The organism is Nonomuraea turkmeniaca, from assembly GCF_005889735.1.
In the GTDB taxonomy this organism is placed as follows: Bacteria; Actinomycetota; Actinomycetes; order Streptosporangiales; family Streptosporangiaceae; genus Nonomuraea; species Nonomuraea turkmeniaca.
In genome coordinates this window covers 12,312-27,935 of sequence record NZ_VCKY01000052.1, presented here as the reverse complement: position 1 = coordinate 27,935, position 15,624 = coordinate 12,312, and the positions used below count along the sequence as shown (strand labels likewise).

Below are 15,624 nucleotides of genomic sequence, written 5' to 3'. Positions count from 1 at the left end.
TGGGATATGACGGCTCAAGTCCTGCCCCCTTGCGGGCGTGACTCCGATGTTCTCTGATCTGTCATCAGAGCTCAGATACTCGTCGTGATCGCAGCCGAGATCCGCCGGAACGCAGCGTAAGCTCCCCTAACGGACAGATCACCTTCACCGTCACCGAGCAGACAGCAGGCACCCTGACGTTCGCGGTGACCGCGGGCACCACACAGGTCTTCGACGACTCCCCTGGGCATCGCCACCTCGATGGCGCGATCTCGGCGGGTTTCCGGAAAAGGGGCCGTATCGCAGTGTCGGGGTGGAACCCATGCTCGGCGCCGTGTTCGACCTGGCGAAGCCGGTCCCGGGGAGGCGGCGGTCGTCCCCCCGTCCGGTGAGCTGACCTGGCGGCTCGTGCTGACGGCGGAGCGGACATTCTGGCCGTCATCGAGCACGCCTGCGGCTCGCTGTGCGCGAGCCGGACAGGGCGAGGGCCTGGATGGCGGCCAGGCATCGCCTAATCGGCCTTTACGGAGCAGACCGCCGATCCGATCAGGGACGTGACCGCGCCCGGGTGCGAGACCAGGGTCAGGTGGGACCCACCCGCGAACTTGGTGACCTTCGAGCGGGCCCGCTGTGCCATGGACAGCTGTGACGCCGGCGTGATGATCCGGTCGCCGGTGCTGACGAAGTACCAGGAAGGGATCTTCTTCCACGCCGCGGCCCGTGACGGGGTCTGGAACGCGCTGGTCGAGGCGGCCCGCTGCGAGGCCCACAGGCGTACGGCGGTGTCCCGCGGCAGGTCCGAGGCGAACGAGCCGACGAAGACGTCCCGCTTGAGGTACAGGTCGCTCGCGCCCTGAGGCGCGTTCGCGTAGGACGCCTTGTCGTACAGGGATTCCGGGTCGCCGTTGAGCGCGGAGCCGGATCCGCTGAGCTGGGCGGTGGTCTCCCCGATGTCCGGTACGGCGGCGTCGACGTACACCAGGGCCTTGACGTTCGGGGCGTTCGCGGCGGCGTTCGTGATGACGGAACCGCCGTAGGAGTGCCCCACGAGGACGACCGGGCCGGAGACGGTCTTCAGGAAGTCCGCGACGGTCGCGGCGTCGTCGTCGAGGTTGCGCAGCGGGTTCCCGATGGCGCGCGCGGTGTACCCGGCCCGGCGCAAGGCGTCCGCCACTCCGTTCCAGCTCGAGGTGTCGGCCCATGCCCCGTGGACCAGGACGACCGTCGGTTTGGTCGTGCCCGATGACGGGCAGGGCAGCGGTCCGCTCGCCTGGCTCGTGGTCGGAGGCGTCGCCACCGTCGCGGTGAGCGTGGCCAAGAACGCGACCGTCTTTCCCGCACGTCTACAGCTCATCTTCTCTCCCCCATGACCTGATCGTGCTGCTGAGGAGCCCCGTCGCGCGCTGACCAGGTTCTTCTCCTACCTCAGAAGCAGCACCGCTAACTCAAGGCGGACCACCGCCGTGACGGCCGTGGCACATCTCCCGGCGACGGCCCGGCGTCGCGCCGACTTTGGTCCTGTCTGGGCCACTGTGGCTGCTCGAGGCAGGGCCGGGGTTATGTCCGCCTGGCGCCACGTCGAACCACACCACGATGCCGTGCTCGTCCACGCTCCGGTGCAGCGCCAGGATCCGCCTGGTCCCCCGATGTCGTTCACGTGCGGGATCCAGACGGATATGTCCGGGGTGTACCAGGACGGCGGCATGCCGCAAAGCTGCGGGGTCCACTCGCCGATCCAGGAGTTCCTCGGTGCCGGCGGGCCAAGGCAGGGAGGCCCAGCGGTCGTCAACGCCCACTGTCGAGTTGCGGCAGCACCTTGGCTGCGATCAGATCCAGGTGATCGAGATCAGCGAAGTCGAGCAGGCGCAGATGCACCCGGGTGGCGCCGATCGCGGCGAACTCGCCGATCCGATCGACGAGCTGGGCGGGCGAGCCGATCACCGGATCCTCCGGAGGCAGCGCGCTCGGCACGTGCAGCGGAGCCGCCCGGCGCCGGGCCTCCGCATCGTTGCGCCCGATCGCGACGACGATGCCCGCCGAGAGCACCAGCGAAGCACGGCCGTCGCGAGTCCGGCCGATCCGCTCCTGCGCCTCGACGACGCGCTCGAACGCCTGCGCGGTCTCTGACACGTTCCTGAACGGCAGGTTGAACTCGTCCGCGTAGCGGGCGGCGAGCCGCGGGGTGCGCTTCGGTCCGCGGCCTCCGATGATGATCGGCGGCCAGGGCCGCTGCACCGGCTTGGGCAGGGCAGGGGCGTCGACCAGCCGGTAATGCTCGCCGTGGTGGCTGAACCGGCCGCCGGACGGCGTGGCCCACAGCCCGGTGACGATGGCGAGCTGCTCCTCCAGCCGGTCGAAGCGCTCACCGAGCGGGGGAAACGGGATGCCGTAGGCGGTGTGCTCCCGCTCGTACCAGCCTGTGCCGAGGCCCAGCTCCACCCGGCCTCCGCTCATCTGGTCCACCTGCGCGACGGTCACCGCGAGGGGCCCGGGCAGCCGGAAGGTCGCCGAGGAGACCAGTGTGCCCAGCCGGATCCGGGAGGTCTCCCTGGCCAGGCCGGCCAGGGTCACCCAGGCGTCCGTGGGGCCGGGCAGGCCGCCCTCGAGCTCCATGGACCGGTAGTGGTCGGCGCGGAGGAAGCCCTCGAACCCGCCGTCCTCGGCCAGCCGTGCCATCCGCAGCTGATCGTCGTAGGTGGCGCCGCGATGCGGTTCGGTGAATAGGCACACGCGCATGCTCACTGTCCCCTCTCCCGGGCCACCGCCGACGTGCCCCACCCCACCAGCAGCTCGTGCAGATCGGCGCTGCATCGTGCGACCTCTTCGAAATGGGCGTTGCGGCCCAGGGTCCGCGGGCGCGGTATGCGGATGTCGACCACCTCCCGGATTCGTCCCGGACGCGGCGTGAGAACCACCACCCGATCGGCCAGGAGCACCGCCTCGTCGATGGAGTGGGTGACGAAGACGATGGTCGACGCGTTCTCCATGTGCACGCGCTGCAACTCCACCGACAGTTCCTCACGAGTGATCGCGTCGAGCGCGGAGAACGGCTCGTCCATCAGCATCACCCGGGGGTTGCCGATCAGAGACCGGCAGAGGGAGACCCGCTGCTGCATGCCGCCGGACAGCTCGTGCGGCAGGCGCTTCTCGAAGCCGGCCAGCCCGGCCATCTCCAGAAGCCGCACGGCGCGCTCACGATGCGCCGCCCGGCGCCAGCCGAAGATCTCCACCGGGAGCAGCACATTGTCGATGACCGACCGCCAGGGCAGCAGCGCCGGCCGCTGGAACAACATCGCGATGTCGCGCCGTGCCTTGGTGACCTGTTGGCCCGCGACCGTGATCTCACCTTCGGTCGGCGGCAATAGCCCGGCGATAAGCCTCAGAAGTGTGGATTTACCGCATCCTGACCGGCCGACCACAGCGACGAACTCTCCGTCGGCCACCGTCAGGTCGATCCCGCGCAGCGCCTCCACGACTCCGGATCGTCCACTGAAACTACGGGAAACCCCGGCCAGCCCAATCATGCGCGCAGCTCTCCATCTGACTGCGGTTTTGACCCAGTCGAACCAGAGTATACGGATTGACAAGAAATGGAAGCCTTGTGGGGCTAGACACCATTTATTGTATTATTTAACGCGATTACCATCTGAGGACCCAGGCACCTCATACGCTGTCCGCGAAGCCGCCCCGCGACATCACCTCACCCATGAGCTCCCGGCCACAGCCCCGAACGTCCCTACCGCGGGCCGGTCGGCGCCGGATGAAAGGAAACGGTGCATGAGCAGGCTCACCCGTACTGTCGCCGCTCTCGCCTTGACCTGTGCGTTCGTCGTTGCTTGCAGCAATTCTGACAATCAACAGCAGACATCGCCTTCTAGCAATAAACCACTAGAAAAGGTGACTTATCTGACCTCGTTCGGCAATTTCGGGCGAGACGCGTACGCCTGGGTCGCGAAGGACAAGGGGTTCTTCCGTGAGGTCGGCCTTGACGTGGACATCAAGCCCGGGGGCGGCACGGGCGACAACATTTCGAAAATCGAGGCCGGAGCGGCGATGTTCACCCCGGTCGACCTCACCGGTCTCCTGCTGGCACGCGGCAACGGCGGCGCCAAGAGCATCGTCGTGGTGGCCGGGATCCAGCAGCGCACCATGGCCGCGCTCATCAGCCTCGAGGGCAACGGGATCGCCACGCCGAAGGACCTGGAGGGCAAGACACTCGCCGACACTCCAGGATCGGTGGTGCGCAACCTCTTCCCCACCTACGCCAAGCTGGCGGGCGTCGACGCGACGAAGGTCACCTGGGTCAACGGCGCACCCGCGAACCTCATCGGCCTGCTGGCAAGCGGCGCCGTGGCGGGCATCGGTCAGTTCGTGGTGGGCGAGCCGACGGTGGAGTCCGTGGCCAAGGGCAGGCAGGCGGTCGTGCTTCCCTACAGCGATGTGATGAGTGATCTCTACGGCAACGTGCTGGTCACCACGACGAAGATTGCCCGGGAGCAGCCGGACCTGGCCAAACGTTTCATCACTGCCCTGATGAAGGGGCTCGTTCACAGCATCGACAACCCGGACGAGGCCGGCCGAATCCTCCAGAAGAACGTCCAAGCATCGGCGGCCGCCCCCGCCGCCGCCGAATGCACCCTGATGAGTGCTTTCGTCCGGCCGGAGGGCTCCGGCGCCGCGGTGGGCACGATCGATACGGAGCGAGTCTCCCGCAGCATCAAGCTTCTCCAGGACGCCGACGCCATGCCGGCCGGGCTCTCCCCCGACCAGCTCATCAGCGCAGAACTGACACCGAAGCCCTGAGCGGACCAGGAGCACGTGACATGGCTGAGGCGGGCGACACCCGGCCCTCGAGACGTGGCGCGCCCAGTGGGCGCGCGATGGTCACGGCGGTGGGGTGGCCCGCTTTCGGACTCGCGGTCACGATCAGCGGCTGGTGGCTGGTCACCTCGGTCTTCCCCCTCGTCCATCCGGCGGTGCTGCCACCGCCGGCCGAGGTCCTGGCCGCTTTCCAGGCGAAGTCGGCGGAACTGCTCGACGGTCTGGCCACGACAACGCTGGAGACAGTGGCCGGCTTCCTGATCTCCGTGGTCGCCGGGGTGTTGATCGGACTGCTTCTGGCAGCCTCGCGGGCGGCCGAGCGGATGTTCTCGCCCCTGCTGGTGGCGATCAACGCGGTGCCGAAGATCGCGCTCGGGCCACTGCTGGTCGTCTCGCTCGGCTGGGGGCAGCGGCCGATCCTGACCATGGTCTTCCTGCTCTCCTTCTTCCCGATCGTGCTCTCCACCGCGACCGGCCTGACCACGACGCCCGCCGAACTGGCCGAACTGGCCCGATCGCTGGACGCCTCGCGCTGGCAGACCTTCCGCAAGGTACGGCTACCGGCCGCGCTGCCGCACATCTTCGTCGGGCTGAAGGTCGCCATGCCGCTGGCCGCGATCGGCGCGGTGATCGGCGAGTTCCAGGCCGGCGAAGGCGGCCTTGGCTACCAGATCGTCCAGTACAGCGGAATCGCCGACAGCGCCACCGCCTGGGCGGCGATCACCCTGGTGGGAACGATGAGCGTCGCACTCTACTCCGCCCTTGTGCTTGTCGAGCGACTGGCGTTGCCCTGGGTGCGGGAAACCACGTCGGAGCGCTGACCTTCATATCTTCATTCGCGATCTGCGTCGTTGACGCCGCGCGGTCATGCGAGAAGAGGCCGGGGCGGGCCGGTGGCCCGGCTCCGGGCGCCGTCTACTTCGGCGCGATCGGCCCGCGCGCGGGCGGCGGACCGAAGCGAGGGCCGCGCTCCCGGTGGGAGCCCGTGGTTCGGCCTTGTCCTCCGAGGAGGGTGATGCGTGTACTAACGTCCCCTTGTGGCTTCTTTCGCCAGGCTGGCCGGGCGGGCGGTGGCGGGTGCCGGAGTACTGGCGCTGTCGCCGGTCCTGGGGCTGGCCACGCTGGCCGGGATGGCGATGGTCGGCGCGGAGCCGACGACGTTCGTGGTGACGGGCCTGGCGGTCTTCGGGTCGGTGTTCTTTCTGGGCCTGCTGCTGTGCGTGCCGAGGCCGAGAGCGGCGTGGGGGCGATGGTTACGGGCGGCGGTGATCCTCGGGGTGGAGACGACGGTGGTCTGGCAGGTCAGCGTGGCCACGTTGCGCCCGGCTCCGTACCACGCTCCCCTGGCGCCGGTGGCCGGGCAGCGCGAGTGGCGGCTGCCGACGGGCTCGGAGCTGGCGTACGTACGGCTCGCGCCGAAGCGGGTCACCCGGCCCGACCCCGTGGTGTTCCTGCACGGCGGGCCCGGCGTGGCGGACCTGGCGGCGTCCTCGGCGTTCCTCGGGAAGCTGACGGCGGACGGCTACCAGGTGTACGTCTATGACCAGCTCGGAGCCGGGCGCTCGGCGCGGCTGCGGGACCCTCGGGGGTACGGGCTGACGCGCGACGTGGAGGACCTGGAGGCGATCCGCCAGGCCGTGGGCGCCAAGCGGCTGAACCTGATCGCCCAGGACTACGGCGCCCAGCTCGCCGCCGCCTACCTGGCCGCGCACCCGGACCGCGTCGCGAGGGCGGTGCTCTCCTCCCCCGCCGGCCTCTCCCAGGGGTCCCCGGCCGCGCCCGTCCTTGCTTCCCCTTCCGAGCCGTCCCAGGGCGCACCCGCTTGGGAGTCCCAAGGGCGAGAGGCGGATGGGAAGGTCGAAGTGGCGGCGGTGTTCGGACGCGACGGGACGCCGGATCCGCGCCTGCTCGCCGTCTCCACGCTGCTGCGGGTGGACGCGCGCGCGGCGCACGCGTTCGCGGGTGACCGGGAGCTGGGCGCCTATCTCGACCTCGTCCGCCAGGGAGCCCCGCATCCCTGCCCCGCCGCCGCAACCGGTTCTGGGGGCTACGTCGCCCTGACCGGGCGGACGGCGCCAGGCTCGCTCCGGCTGCGCCTGAGCGGGGTGACGGCGCCCGTGCTGATCGTCAAGGGCGGGTGCGACGAGCAGAGCTGGGCGTCGGCCATGAGCTTCCGGCGAGCGCTGCCCTCGGCCACGTTGGCTTACCTCGGCGGCAGCACCTACCGGAGCGAGGCGTATCTCGGACTCCTGCGGGCGTTTCTGTCCGGCCGTCCGGTTCCCGCCTATGAGGGCCAGGACCCGCCTCCCGGCTACCGAGGCCCCGCCGGGGCTTCCTGAGGCGAAGCCCGACGTTGCGGAGGTCGCTGCGGCGGTAGGTTCACCGCCATGAAGTCCGGTTGCCTCATCGCGGTCGTCAGCGCCGTCGCGACGCCCGTTGTCGGATTGTTCCTCCTGTTCTCCGTCCCCGCCTGGATGAATGACGAGAAGCTGGACATGTTCGAAGAACGTTTCCTGGACTACCCCTTGCCGCCTTCGACCTTCTTCTCCGACTACAACGCCGACAGTTCCATAGCGTTACGCGGGAACGGCAACCACTGCGATTACCGCGTTCGCATCTCCCTCCAAACCAGCCTCTCCGAGGAGGAGATCATCGCCTACTACGACAAAGCGGTCGTCACGGGTGTCGATGCGGCCGCTGCGCCGATCACCGTCTACTTCCACAGGGAATCGATGGGATCAGGTGGCATGCGGCGTTTCATCGCCGAAGTGAACGACAGCACTGAGGCGGGGTTGGATCTCCGCTGCCACTGACCGGCGCTCGAGCCGCGTGGCGGGCCTCGGCAGGCGGCGCAGAGGCCATCAGCGGGTGACGATGGCCTGGGTGGGACCGCAGGTCATCGGCTCCCATGCCGTCCACCGGCAGACGGCGGCGCCGATGTGGGTGATCTCCTCGACCGACCCGTCAAGGGACACCTGGAACGGTGTCGTGGTCTCCACCGCCGCCGGTGAGCAGGCAGGCTCCGAGTACGACCACCGCTTGATGTAATACCCGACGCCCGGAGGCTGGTAGGTGGTCTCGATGAAGGCCCTGGCGCACTGGCCGGCATAGGCCCAGATCTCCCCACTGACCACGCCGTTCTCGTACGTCCCGGATATCGAGGCGAGGTACGTCGGGTGGTACAACGGACCCCAGAACACCAGGAAAAGCGCCACGAGTTTTGTCATGGTCACCAGCGTCAAGGGATCACCGGCGGCGTGGCATGAGGAGGGGCATACTCAACTCTTGCCGCCGTACTTCACGTTCGAGGTCCGGCGGCAGACGACTAACCCTACGGTAGTAGAACGGAATTATTCGTTCCCTTACACTGAGGGTATGACCACTACTCCCATGAGCGGCCGCAAAGCGCAGGCCGCGCGTAACGACGAGCTGATCCTCCAGGCGGCCCGGGCCGTCTTCACCGCCGATCCCGGCGCTCCCATCGCGGCCGTGGCCGAGAAGGCGGGCGTCGGGATCAGCGCGCTCTACCGCCGTTATCCCAGCAAGGAAGCCCTGTTGCAGAAGTTGTGCGGCGACGGGCTCGAGCTCTACATCGAGGTGACCGAGCGGGCGCTGGCCGACGAGGGCGACCCGTGGGAGGCGTTCGCCGGGTACATGCGCGGCATCGTGGACGCCGACACCAACTCGCTGACGATCAAGCTGGCGGGGACGTTCCACCCGACGGAGGAGCTGGGCCGGTCCGCGGTCAAGGCCGGGGCCCTGGCCACCGAGATGCACCACCGAGCGGTGGCGGCCGGCGTGTTGCGCCCGGACGTGACGCCGGCGGACATCGCGCTGCTCTTCGAGCAGATCGCCTCCATCAAGCTCGGCGACGAGGAACGCACCTCGCAGCTGCGCCACCGCTACCTGACGCTCGTGATGGACTCGCTGCGCGTGCCGCCGGCCCACCGCGACCTCCCGGGGCCGGCCCCGGAGGACGGAGAGCTGTCGGCCCGCTGGTGGCAGCCGTCCTAATCCTCGCCGCCCGTCCAGTGGAACAGATACGACATCACGAACCCGAGCAGCCCGGTCACCCCGGCCGCCACGGTCATCGCCAGGCCCAGCGCGGACACGGCGCCCGAGACCAGGCCGGGGCTGCCGGCGACGAGCCCGACCGCCTGGGCCAGCACGACGGCCACGCCGAGCGCCAGGAACAGCACCAGGCCGATCTTGAAGAGAACCATGGTGAGGCGTTTCATGACGGGGCTCCTCTCAGATCGGCAGGACGCCGGCCGCGACCAGCACGCCGATGACCAGGGTCGGGATGACGAACCAGACGATCAGCCGGCCGAACGTCCTGGCCGGGTCGACCTGGGCGATGCCGCTGGCGATGTAGATCGGGGCGGCGCCGGGCGGCGAGGCGCCCTCGGTCGACGCGAAGATCATGATCGCGGTGGCCGCGGCGGCCGGCGCGACCCCGGCCGCGGTCAGGGCGCTGAAGGCCACCCCGCCCACCGCGGCGATCGTGGCCGTGCCGGTCAGCGGCGCGGCGATGACGACGATCAGCAGGCCGACGAGCGTGGCGATCACCGCGGGCGGGGCGTCCAGCCCCTTCATGATCGCGGTCAGCTGGTCGACCAGGCCCAGCTCGCCGAGGCTGGCCGCGGCCGCGAAGGCGAAGAACAGCGTCGCGCCGATCACCGCGTACCTGGGGGCCATGTCGCCGAGCAGTTCGCTCCAGGCACGAGCGGTCCGCGGCAGCCGCCGCCACGCGACCGCGAGGGTCACCAGTACGGTCAGCACCGGGATCCACACGACGATGCTGATGTCTTCGGCCGCCTCGCCGACCCGCGACTCCATGAGGCGCACGCCGAAGTCGAGCGTCATCAGCACCGGGACGAGGATGCCCGCGTACACCAGCAGCGAGGTCCACCCGGCTCGCAGCGCCTCACGGAGCGGGACGAGGTCGGAAGCCCCGGCGGCGGCGATGCGGTGCCGCCGCACCCACGCGAACACCACCACGAACCGGTACGCCACCGTCCACAACCCGCCCACGAGGGCGGGCACGAACAGCTGGTCGGCGGTCAGCACCGGCGCCACCGCAGCCGAGCCGAGCAGCAGGAACATCGACGAACTCGGCGGGATCGAGATGCCGAGGCCGGCGTTGCCCGCCACCAGCGAGGCGGCCAGGTCGGGCCGCCAGCCGGACCTGGTCAGCCATGGGATGGTCACCGAGCCCACGGAGGCGGCGATGCCGGACCCTGACCCGGCGGGCCCGCCGAGCAGCGCGGCGGCCGAGGTCGAGACGTAGCCGGCGCCGCCGCGCAGCCGCCCGAAGATCGAGTTCAGGACGGTGACCTGCTCCTGGATGAGGCCGAGCCTGGTCAGCAGGTAGCCCATGAACACGAAGGCCAGCGCGGCGAACACGACCTCCTCGGCCAAGGCGTCGGCGATGCCGGCCCAGGCCAGCGCGAAGAAGTCGGCCCCGCCGAAGAGGCACACGCCGGCGAACCCGATGAGCATCGCCTCGCCGATGTTCCGTTTCAGCACGCCGTTCCAGACGACGATGATGGCGATGTAGGCGATGAGCGCCCATACGGCGATTCCCATGGCGAGATGTCCTCCAGTGGGTGTGGGGGTGGTTCTGCGTGCGCGGCTATTCCGTGTCGGCGAGTTGCCGGGCCAGGGCCACGGTGCGGCGGGCGCGGGCGACGATCGGGGCGTCCGCGAACCGGCCGTCGGGCAGCGCGACCGCGCCGAGCCCGTCCTGCTCGGCCTGCTCGGCCGCCTCGACGATCTCGGCGGCCCTGGCCGTCTCCTCCTCGGTGGGGCGGAACGCGCTCCTGATCGCGGAGATCTGGCGGGGGTGGATGGCGGTCCTGCCGAACAGGCCGAGCGCGCGGCCCGCCCGGCAGGAGGCGACGAGCCCGGCCTCATCCTTGACGTGCGGATACACGGACATGGGGACGGGCGGCAGGCCGGCCGCGGCGGCGGCGAGCACGACCTGCAGCCTCAGGTGGTTCATGGCGCTCTCGTCGGTGATGGACAGCTCGGCGGCCAGGTCCTGCTCGCCGAGCGCGACGCCGGCCACGCTCGGGTGCGCGGCGATGTCCCGGGCGGCCACGATCCCGGCCGCGGACTCCAGCAACGCGTACGCGCGAGCGCCGGTGACCGCGTTCAGCACGTGGGGGGATTCGACCTTGGGCACCCGTACGGCGTCGGCCAGCTCCCCGATCGCCGCGAGATCGGCCTGCCCCCGCTCGGTGGCCAGGTCGTTGATGCGCACGTGCACGGCGACGTCCGCGGTCCGTGCCCGCAGGTAGGCGGCGGCGTTGGCGCGGGCCTCGTCCTTGCGCGCGGGCACGACCGCGTCCTCCAGGTCGATGATGACCACGTCGGCGCCGGACGCGACGGCCTTGGCGAACCGCTCGGGCCGGTCCCCCGGGACGTACAGCCAGGTCACCGGCGGCCAGGTGCCGAGGGGCCGGGTGGCGGGCGGCGGGGTCGGAGCGCTGCCGGGCACGTTCACGCGATCACCCCCGCCTCGCGCAGTGCGGCGATCCGCTCGCCGGTGTAGTCCAGCTCGGCGAGCACCTCGTCGGTGTCGCGGCCGAGCGACCGCCCCGGCCAGCGGATCTCACCGGGCGTGTGCGACAGGCGGAACATCACGTTCTGCATGGTGAGCGAGCCGAGCTCCTCGTCGGGCAGCTCGACGAACGTGCCGAGCGCCGCGTACTGGGGGTCCTCGGCGAGGTCGGTCACGTCGTAGATGGGCGCGACCGCGGCCTGCACCTCCTCGAAGCGGGCGATGACCTCGGCGGCGTCCCGCTCGGCGATCCAGGAGCCGACGGCCTCGTCCAGCTCGTCCACGTGCTGGACCCGGCCGTGCCCGGTGGCGAACCACGGCTGCTCGACCAGGTCGGGCCGGCCGACGAGGGTGATGACCCGCTCGGCGATGGGCTGGGCGCTGGTGGAGATCGCCAGCCAGCGGCCGTCGCGGGTCCGGTACGTGTTGCGCGGGGCGTTGCTGCTCGACCGGTTCCCGGTCCGCCGCGGCACCACGCCGAGGGCCTTGTACGCGGTCATCTGCGGCCCCAGCAGGCCCAGGATCGGCTCGATGATCGCCATGTCGATCACCTGGCCGCGTCCGGTGCGTTCGCGGGCGTGCACCGCCACCATGATCGCGTACGACATGGCGAGGCCCGCGATGCCGTCGGCGAGCGCCAGCGGCGGAAGCGTGGGCGGCCCGTCGGGCTGCCCGGTCATGGCCGCGAACCCGCTCATGGCCTCGGCCAGCGTCCCGAACCCCGGCTGCCGGGCCATCGGCCCGGTCTGCCCGAACCCGGTCATCCGGGCCACGATCAGCCGCGGGTTGAGCTTCATGAGCTCGTCGGGGGCGAGGTTCCAGCGCTCCAGGGTGCCGGGGCGGAAGTTCTCGATGAGCACGTCGGAGCCTTCGGCCAGGCGGCGCAGGATCTCCTGCCCCTCTTCCCTGGACAGGTCGACGGCCGCGGTGCGCTTGTTGCGCGACAGGGTCTTCCACCACAGGCCCACGCCGTTCACGGAGGCGCCGTGGCCGCGGGAGGGGTCGCCGCGCCGGGGATGCTCGATTTTGATCACGTCGGCGCCGAAGTCACCCAGCATCATCGCGGCGGACGGACCGGCGAACAACGTCGCCGCGTCGATGACCCGCAGGTCGGCGAGGCTCGTCATGGGTATGTAACTTATAAGAAATAAGTCATACGTCAACCGATGTAACCGATATGCGAGACACTGGGGAAATGCCAGGCACCGAGCCGCGTCCGCCCATGAGCAAGGCCGACTACGTCTACAGCGTGCTGCTCGACGAGATCCGCAGCGCGCGGATCCCCGGCGGCACGGCGTTGCGGGCCGGGCACGTGGCCAGGCGGCTCGGCGTGTCGGTCACGCCGGTCCGCGAGGCGCTGCGCAGGCTGGAGAAGGACCGGCTGATCAGCTACGAGGCGCATCACGGGGCGACCGTGGTCGACCTGGGGGACGAGGCGCTGGCGGAGTACTACGGCCTGCGCGCGGTCGTCGAGGGCCTGGGCGCCCGCCTGGCGGCGGCCCGGATCACCGCGCCGGAGCTGGCCGAGCTGCGCGAACTGCACGCCGCGATGGCTGCCGACGCCGCGGCGGGCAGGAACGACGGGCTGGGCGAGCAGAGCAGGCGCTTTCACCTGCGCATCGTGGACATCGGCGGGCCCGCGTTCCTTGGGGCGCACGCCAGGGCGGTGCGCAACAGCTTCCCGGTGCCCGCCGAGGCGTCGCTCTGGCTGGACGACGCCCAGGTCAAGGTCCAGCTGGAGGCCCACGAGGGCATCCTGGCCGCGCTGGAGTCCGGCGACGGCGACGCAGCCGAACGCATCATGATCGGCCATGTGCGCCAGGCCGGGGAGTTCCGCGCCCACCTGTGACCCATGTGTCACTCTGGTGGTCTGGCACCGATCCGAAAGGGCGCAGACCGTGGCGGACGCGTGGATCCTGCATCCCGACTACCGCACCCCACCGATCCCCGAGGGTGTGCTGCCCGGCCCGTGGCGGCATCCCGACGGCGGTCAGCTCATGAACGGCGCCTACGAGCGCCTGCTGCCGGATCGGCAGTCCGAGGTCGTGACCGTCTGGTTCGGCTACCCACTCAGCCACTGGCGCGGCCCGCGCATGCCGCGTTTCAGCAGCCCCATGGTGTCGGCCTGGAACCCGGTGCTGTCCCAGGGCCTCACGCTTGATCCCGCCGCGCCGGTGCCGTACGCGGACGAGTTGTGGTGTGACCGGTGGATCGCCGAGGCCCTGCTGTACGGGCGCAAGCCGCACGGGGCGTTCACGCTGCCGGCCGAGGAGGCGCTGGGCTGGCTCGCCGAGTGCGGTGGTGCCGGGCTGGTGTACCAGGCGCGGGTGATCGGGGAGCTGATCCGGGTGGTGGCGGGGACGGCCGAGCCGTACGCGCGCCTGTTCGACCTGGACGCGCTGATCGCCGACTACCGGGACGTGCTGCCGCCGGAGCCGGCCGAGCGGGAGGCCGCGGCGCTGGACGCGCACCGCCACCACTCCCCCGCGCTGGACTACGTCCTGAGCGACGACGCCGAGGTCCGTTTCGCGCAGGCCCCGCTGTCGGTACGCGGCCTCACGCTGGGTTATCCGCCCGGCGAGACCGCCGCCCGCATCGCAGCGGAGGCCATGGCGTGACCCGGTAGGCTGGAAATTGTCATGATCAAAGGCGTTCTGTTCGACCTCGACGGCACCCTGCTCGACCACCGGGGCGCCGCCGACGCCGCGATCGCCGGCTGGGTGTCGGCGCGCTGCCCCGGCCATCCGCGCCTGGCCGACGTGCCCGGGCTCTGGGCCTCCCTGGAGGGGCCGTATCTGGCGATGTGGCAGGCGGGCGAGTGCTCGCTGCAGGAGCAGCGGCGCCACCGGCTGCGTGCGCTCTGCCGGGAGCTGCTGGTGGCCGAGCCCGGCGACCTGGACGCGGCCTACGCCGACTTCACCGAACGGTACCGCCAGGGCTGGACCGCCTACCCGGACGCGGCCGACGCCGTGGCGGCGCTGTCCGGGCTCGCGCTCGGCGTGCTGACCAACGGCGGACAGCGGATGCAGGAGGCGAAGGTCCACGCGATCGGGCTGGCCGGGCCGCTGCGGACGGTGCTGACGGGCGAGGTGCTCGGTGGCTTCTTCAAGCCGTCGCCCGGCGCCTACACCGGGGCGGCGGCCGCGCTCGGGCTGATGCCGGAGGAGGTGCTGCTGGTGGGTGACGACGTGGCGAACGACGTGACGGCGCCGGCGGCGACCGGGATGCGCTCGGTCTGGCTGGACCGCCTCGGCGTCGATCCCGCGCCGCCCGGCTTCCCCCGGATCACGACGCTGACCGACCTGCCGGGCCTGGTCCGCTAGCGCCTAGCGCCGCCCTGCCACGGCTGGACCGCTGCCGCACGCTCAGCCCTGCCGGACCCAGCCCTGCCGGACGATGGGCCCTGCCGGACGATGGGCCCTGCCGCACGCTCAGCTCTGCCGGGCGCTCAGCTCTGCCGGACGCTCAGCTCGGCCAGTGCCGAGCCGGCCAGGTCGAAGCCGCCCACGTGTGCCAGGTAGTCGCCCTTCACCAGCGGGTCGCCCACGTACACGCCGCCTGCCTGGCGGACCAGCAGCGCCCCGGCCGCCACGTCCCACGGGTTGGACCCGGTGCCGTAGGTGGCGTCCGACCATCCGGCGGCGACGTGCGCGAGGTTGAGCGCGGCGCTTCCCGGCCGCCGCACCGCGGAGAACGACTCCAGCAGGCGCGCGTAGCGCCGCAGTGCCGCCTCACCCTCCGTGGCCAGGTCGAGCGGCGTGGGGTAGGCGCACAGGAGCATCGCCTCGCTGTCGGCGGTCGCGCCCCGGCTGCGGATCGGCGTGCCGTTGCACCAGGCGCCGGCGGTGGTGGCGGTGAACTCGTCGTCGCGTACCGGGTCGTACACGACGCCTGCCACCAGCTCGCCGCGCACGGCGGCGGCGATGGAGACGCAGAAGAACGGCAACCCCGTCGCGAAGTTGGCGGTCCCGTCAATGGGGTCGACGTACCAGGTGAGGTCGCCGGAGCCGGTCGAGCCGCCCTCCTCGCCGACGATCGCGCTGCCGGGCACGCGCGCCTCGATGACCGCGCGGATGGCCTCCTCGGCGGCCCGGTCGTGCTCGGTGACGGGGTCGTGGAAGTCGCGTTTGGTGGTCACTTCGGGGCGGGAGCGGAACGCCTTGCGGAGCCGGGGGCCGACGGACCTGGCCGCCTCGGAGGCGGTGTCGAGCAGCTGTGTCGCATCCATCTTGTTTCCAGCCTAGCCGCCCTGGTCGCGG

At 70.7% G+C, this 15,624-nt stretch carries 17 protein-coding genes; 8 read left to right on the top strand and 9 right to left on the bottom strand.

Going from position 1 to position 15,624, the window contains the following annotated elements; all coding sequences use genetic code 11:
- Positions 1-490: 490 nt before the first annotated feature.
- The 3 genes from ETD86_RS17570 to ETD86_RS17560 all read right to left on the bottom strand — a co-directional run bounded on the left by ETD86_RS17570 (position 491) and on the right by ETD86_RS17560 (position 3,503).
- Positions 491-1,333, bottom strand: a complete 843-nt coding sequence (locus ETD86_RS17570; protein WP_138667228.1) for an alpha/beta fold hydrolase — start codon at positions 1,331-1,333, stop codon at positions 491-493.
- Between the two features lie 431 nt (positions 1,334-1,764).
- Positions 1,765-2,715 (bottom strand): LLM class F420-dependent oxidoreductase, encoded by a 951-nt coding sequence (locus tag ETD86_RS17565; protein WP_138667257.1) that lies wholly within the window; start codon positions 2,713-2,715, stop codon positions 1,765-1,767.
- Between the two features lie 2 nt (positions 2,716-2,717).
- Positions 2,718-3,503, bottom strand: coding sequence for an ABC transporter ATP-binding protein (locus tag ETD86_RS17560; protein WP_138667227.1), 786 nt, complete (start codon positions 3,501-3,503; stop codon positions 2,718-2,720).
- Positions 3,504-3,756: 253 nt separating this feature from the next.
- Between ETD86_RS17560 and ETD86_RS17555 the strand changes: the two genes are divergently transcribed.
- From ETD86_RS17555 to ETD86_RS17540, 4 genes are all read left to right on the top strand, one after another.
- Complete coding sequence (locus ETD86_RS17555; RefSeq protein ID WP_138667226.1) at positions 3,757-4,782, top strand: ABC transporter substrate-binding protein; 1,026 nt, start codon at positions 3,757-3,759, stop codon at positions 4,780-4,782.
- Between the two features lie 20 nt (positions 4,783-4,802).
- Positions 4,803-5,621, top strand: coding sequence for an ABC transporter permease (locus ETD86_RS17550; protein ID WP_138667225.1), 819 nt, complete (start codon positions 4,803-4,805; stop codon positions 5,619-5,621).
- 216 nt (positions 5,622-5,837) lie between these two features.
- On the top strand, positions 5,838-7,139 hold the full coding sequence (locus ETD86_RS17545) for an alpha/beta fold hydrolase (protein ID WP_138667224.1): 1,302 nt from the start codon (positions 5,838-5,840) through the stop codon (positions 7,137-7,139).
- Positions 7,140-7,187: 48 nt separating this feature from the next.
- Positions 7,188-7,613, top strand: coding sequence for a hypothetical protein (locus tag ETD86_RS17540; protein WP_138667223.1), 426 nt, complete (start codon positions 7,188-7,190; stop codon positions 7,611-7,613).
- A 48-nt stretch (positions 7,614-7,661) separates the two neighbouring features.
- Here ETD86_RS17540 and ETD86_RS17535 read toward each other — a convergent pair whose 3' ends face one another.
- Complete coding sequence (locus ETD86_RS17535; RefSeq protein ID WP_138667222.1) at positions 7,662-8,027, bottom strand: hypothetical protein; 366 nt, start codon at positions 8,025-8,027, stop codon at positions 7,662-7,664.
- Between the two features lie 148 nt (positions 8,028-8,175).
- Here ETD86_RS17535 and ETD86_RS17530 point away from each other — a divergent pair, with 148 nt between their 5' ends.
- Complete coding sequence (locus ETD86_RS17530) at positions 8,176-8,814, top strand: TetR/AcrR family transcriptional regulator (protein WP_246147970.1); 639 nt, start codon at positions 8,176-8,178, stop codon at positions 8,812-8,814.
- Here ETD86_RS17530 and ETD86_RS17525 read toward each other — a convergent pair.
- From ETD86_RS17525 to ETD86_RS17510, 4 genes are read right to left on the bottom strand one after another with little or no spacing between them, the layout of a single operon-like run.
- Positions 8,811-9,038, bottom strand: coding sequence for a hypothetical protein (locus tag ETD86_RS17525; RefSeq protein WP_138667221.1), 228 nt, complete (start codon positions 9,036-9,038; stop codon positions 8,811-8,813). The two genes, ETD86_RS17530 and ETD86_RS17525, sit on opposite strands and share 4 nt — an antisense overlap.
- Positions 9,039-9,051: 13 nt before the next feature.
- Positions 9,052-10,389 (bottom strand): TRAP transporter large permease subunit, encoded by a 1,338-nt coding sequence (locus tag ETD86_RS17520; protein ID WP_138667220.1) that lies wholly within the window; start codon positions 10,387-10,389, stop codon positions 9,052-9,054.
- A gap of 46 nt (positions 10,390-10,435) precedes the next feature.
- A complete protein-coding gene (locus tag ETD86_RS17515) occupies positions 10,436-11,308 on the bottom strand; it encodes an HpcH/HpaI aldolase/citrate lyase family protein (RefSeq protein ID WP_170223127.1) in 873 nt (290 codons plus the stop codon).
- A complete protein-coding gene (locus tag ETD86_RS17510; protein WP_138667219.1) occupies positions 11,305-12,492 on the bottom strand; it encodes a CaiB/BaiF CoA transferase family protein in 1,188 nt (395 codons plus the stop codon). Before ETD86_RS17510 ends, ETD86_RS17515 begins: the two co-directional genes overlap by 4 nt.
- 68 nt (positions 12,493-12,560) lie before the next feature.
- Between ETD86_RS17510 and ETD86_RS17505 the strand changes: the two genes are divergently transcribed.
- From ETD86_RS17505 to ETD86_RS17495, 3 genes are read left to right on the top strand one after another with little or no spacing between them, the layout of a single operon-like run.
- Positions 12,561-13,214 (top strand): GntR family transcriptional regulator, encoded by a 654-nt coding sequence (locus ETD86_RS17505; RefSeq protein ID WP_246147969.1) that lies wholly within the window; start codon positions 12,561-12,563, stop codon positions 13,212-13,214.
- Positions 13,215-13,263: 49 nt separating this feature from the next.
- Positions 13,264-13,983, top strand: a complete 720-nt coding sequence (locus ETD86_RS17500; RefSeq protein ID WP_138667218.1) for a hypothetical protein — start codon at positions 13,264-13,266, stop codon at positions 13,981-13,983.
- 21 nt (positions 13,984-14,004) lie between these two features.
- Positions 14,005-14,688: an HAD family hydrolase gene (locus ETD86_RS17495; RefSeq protein WP_138667217.1), complete on the top strand. Its 684-nt coding sequence runs from the start codon at positions 14,005-14,007 to the stop codon at positions 14,686-14,688.
- Positions 14,689-14,813: 125 nt separating this feature from the next.
- Here ETD86_RS17495 and ETD86_RS17490 read toward each other — a convergent pair whose 3' ends face one another.
- Entirely contained in the window at positions 14,814-15,593 is a 780-nt protein-coding gene (locus ETD86_RS17490; RefSeq protein ID WP_138667216.1) for an inositol monophosphatase family protein, read from the bottom strand.
- Positions 15,594-15,624: the final 31 nt, after the last annotated feature.

Bases quoted from the DNA above. Each gene is read 5' to 3' on its own strand.
- ETD86_RS17570 (WP_138667228.1), bottom strand. From the start codon at position 1,333: ATGAGCTGTAGACGTGCGGGAAAGACGGTCGCGTTCTTGGCCACGCTC.
- ETD86_RS17565 (WP_138667257.1), bottom strand. From the start codon at position 2,715: ATGCGCGTGTGCCTATTCACCGAACCGCATCGCGGCGCCACCTACGAC.
- ETD86_RS17560 (WP_138667227.1), bottom strand. From the start codon at position 3,503: ATGATTGGGCTGGCCGGGGTTTCCCGTAGTTTCAGTGGACGATCCGGA.
- ETD86_RS17555 (WP_138667226.1), top strand. From the start codon at position 3,757: ATGAGCAGGCTCACCCGTACTGTCGCCGCTCTCGCCTTGACCTGTGCG.
- ETD86_RS17550 (WP_138667225.1), top strand. From the start codon at position 4,803: ATGGCTGAGGCGGGCGACACCCGGCCCTCGAGACGTGGCGCGCCCAGT.
- ETD86_RS17540 (WP_138667223.1), top strand. From the start codon at position 7,188: ATGAAGTCCGGTTGCCTCATCGCGGTCGTCAGCGCCGTCGCGACGCCC.
- ETD86_RS17535 (WP_138667222.1), bottom strand. From the start codon at position 8,027: ATGACAAAACTCGTGGCGCTTTTCCTGGTGTTCTGGGGTCCGTTGTAC.
- ETD86_RS17530 (WP_246147970.1), top strand. From the start codon at position 8,176: ATGACCACTACTCCCATGAGCGGCCGCAAAGCGCAGGCCGCGCGTAAC.
- ETD86_RS17525 (WP_138667221.1), bottom strand. From the start codon at position 9,038: ATGAAACGCCTCACCATGGTTCTCTTCAAGATCGGCCTGGTGCTGTTC.
- ETD86_RS17520 (WP_138667220.1), bottom strand. From the start codon at position 10,389: ATGGGAATCGCCGTATGGGCGCTCATCGCCTACATCGCCATCATCGTC.
- ETD86_RS17510 (WP_138667219.1), bottom strand. From the start codon at position 12,492: ATGACGAGCCTCGCCGACCTGCGGGTCATCGACGCGGCGACGTTGTTC.
- ETD86_RS17505 (WP_246147969.1), top strand. From the start codon at position 12,561: ATGCCAGGCACCGAGCCGCGTCCGCCCATGAGCAAGGCCGACTACGTC.
- ETD86_RS17495 (WP_138667217.1), top strand. From the start codon at position 14,005: ATGATCAAAGGCGTTCTGTTCGACCTCGACGGCACCCTGCTCGACCAC.
- ETD86_RS17490 (WP_138667216.1), bottom strand. From the start codon at position 15,593: ATGGATGCGACACAGCTGCTCGACACCGCCTCCGAGGCGGCCAGGTCC.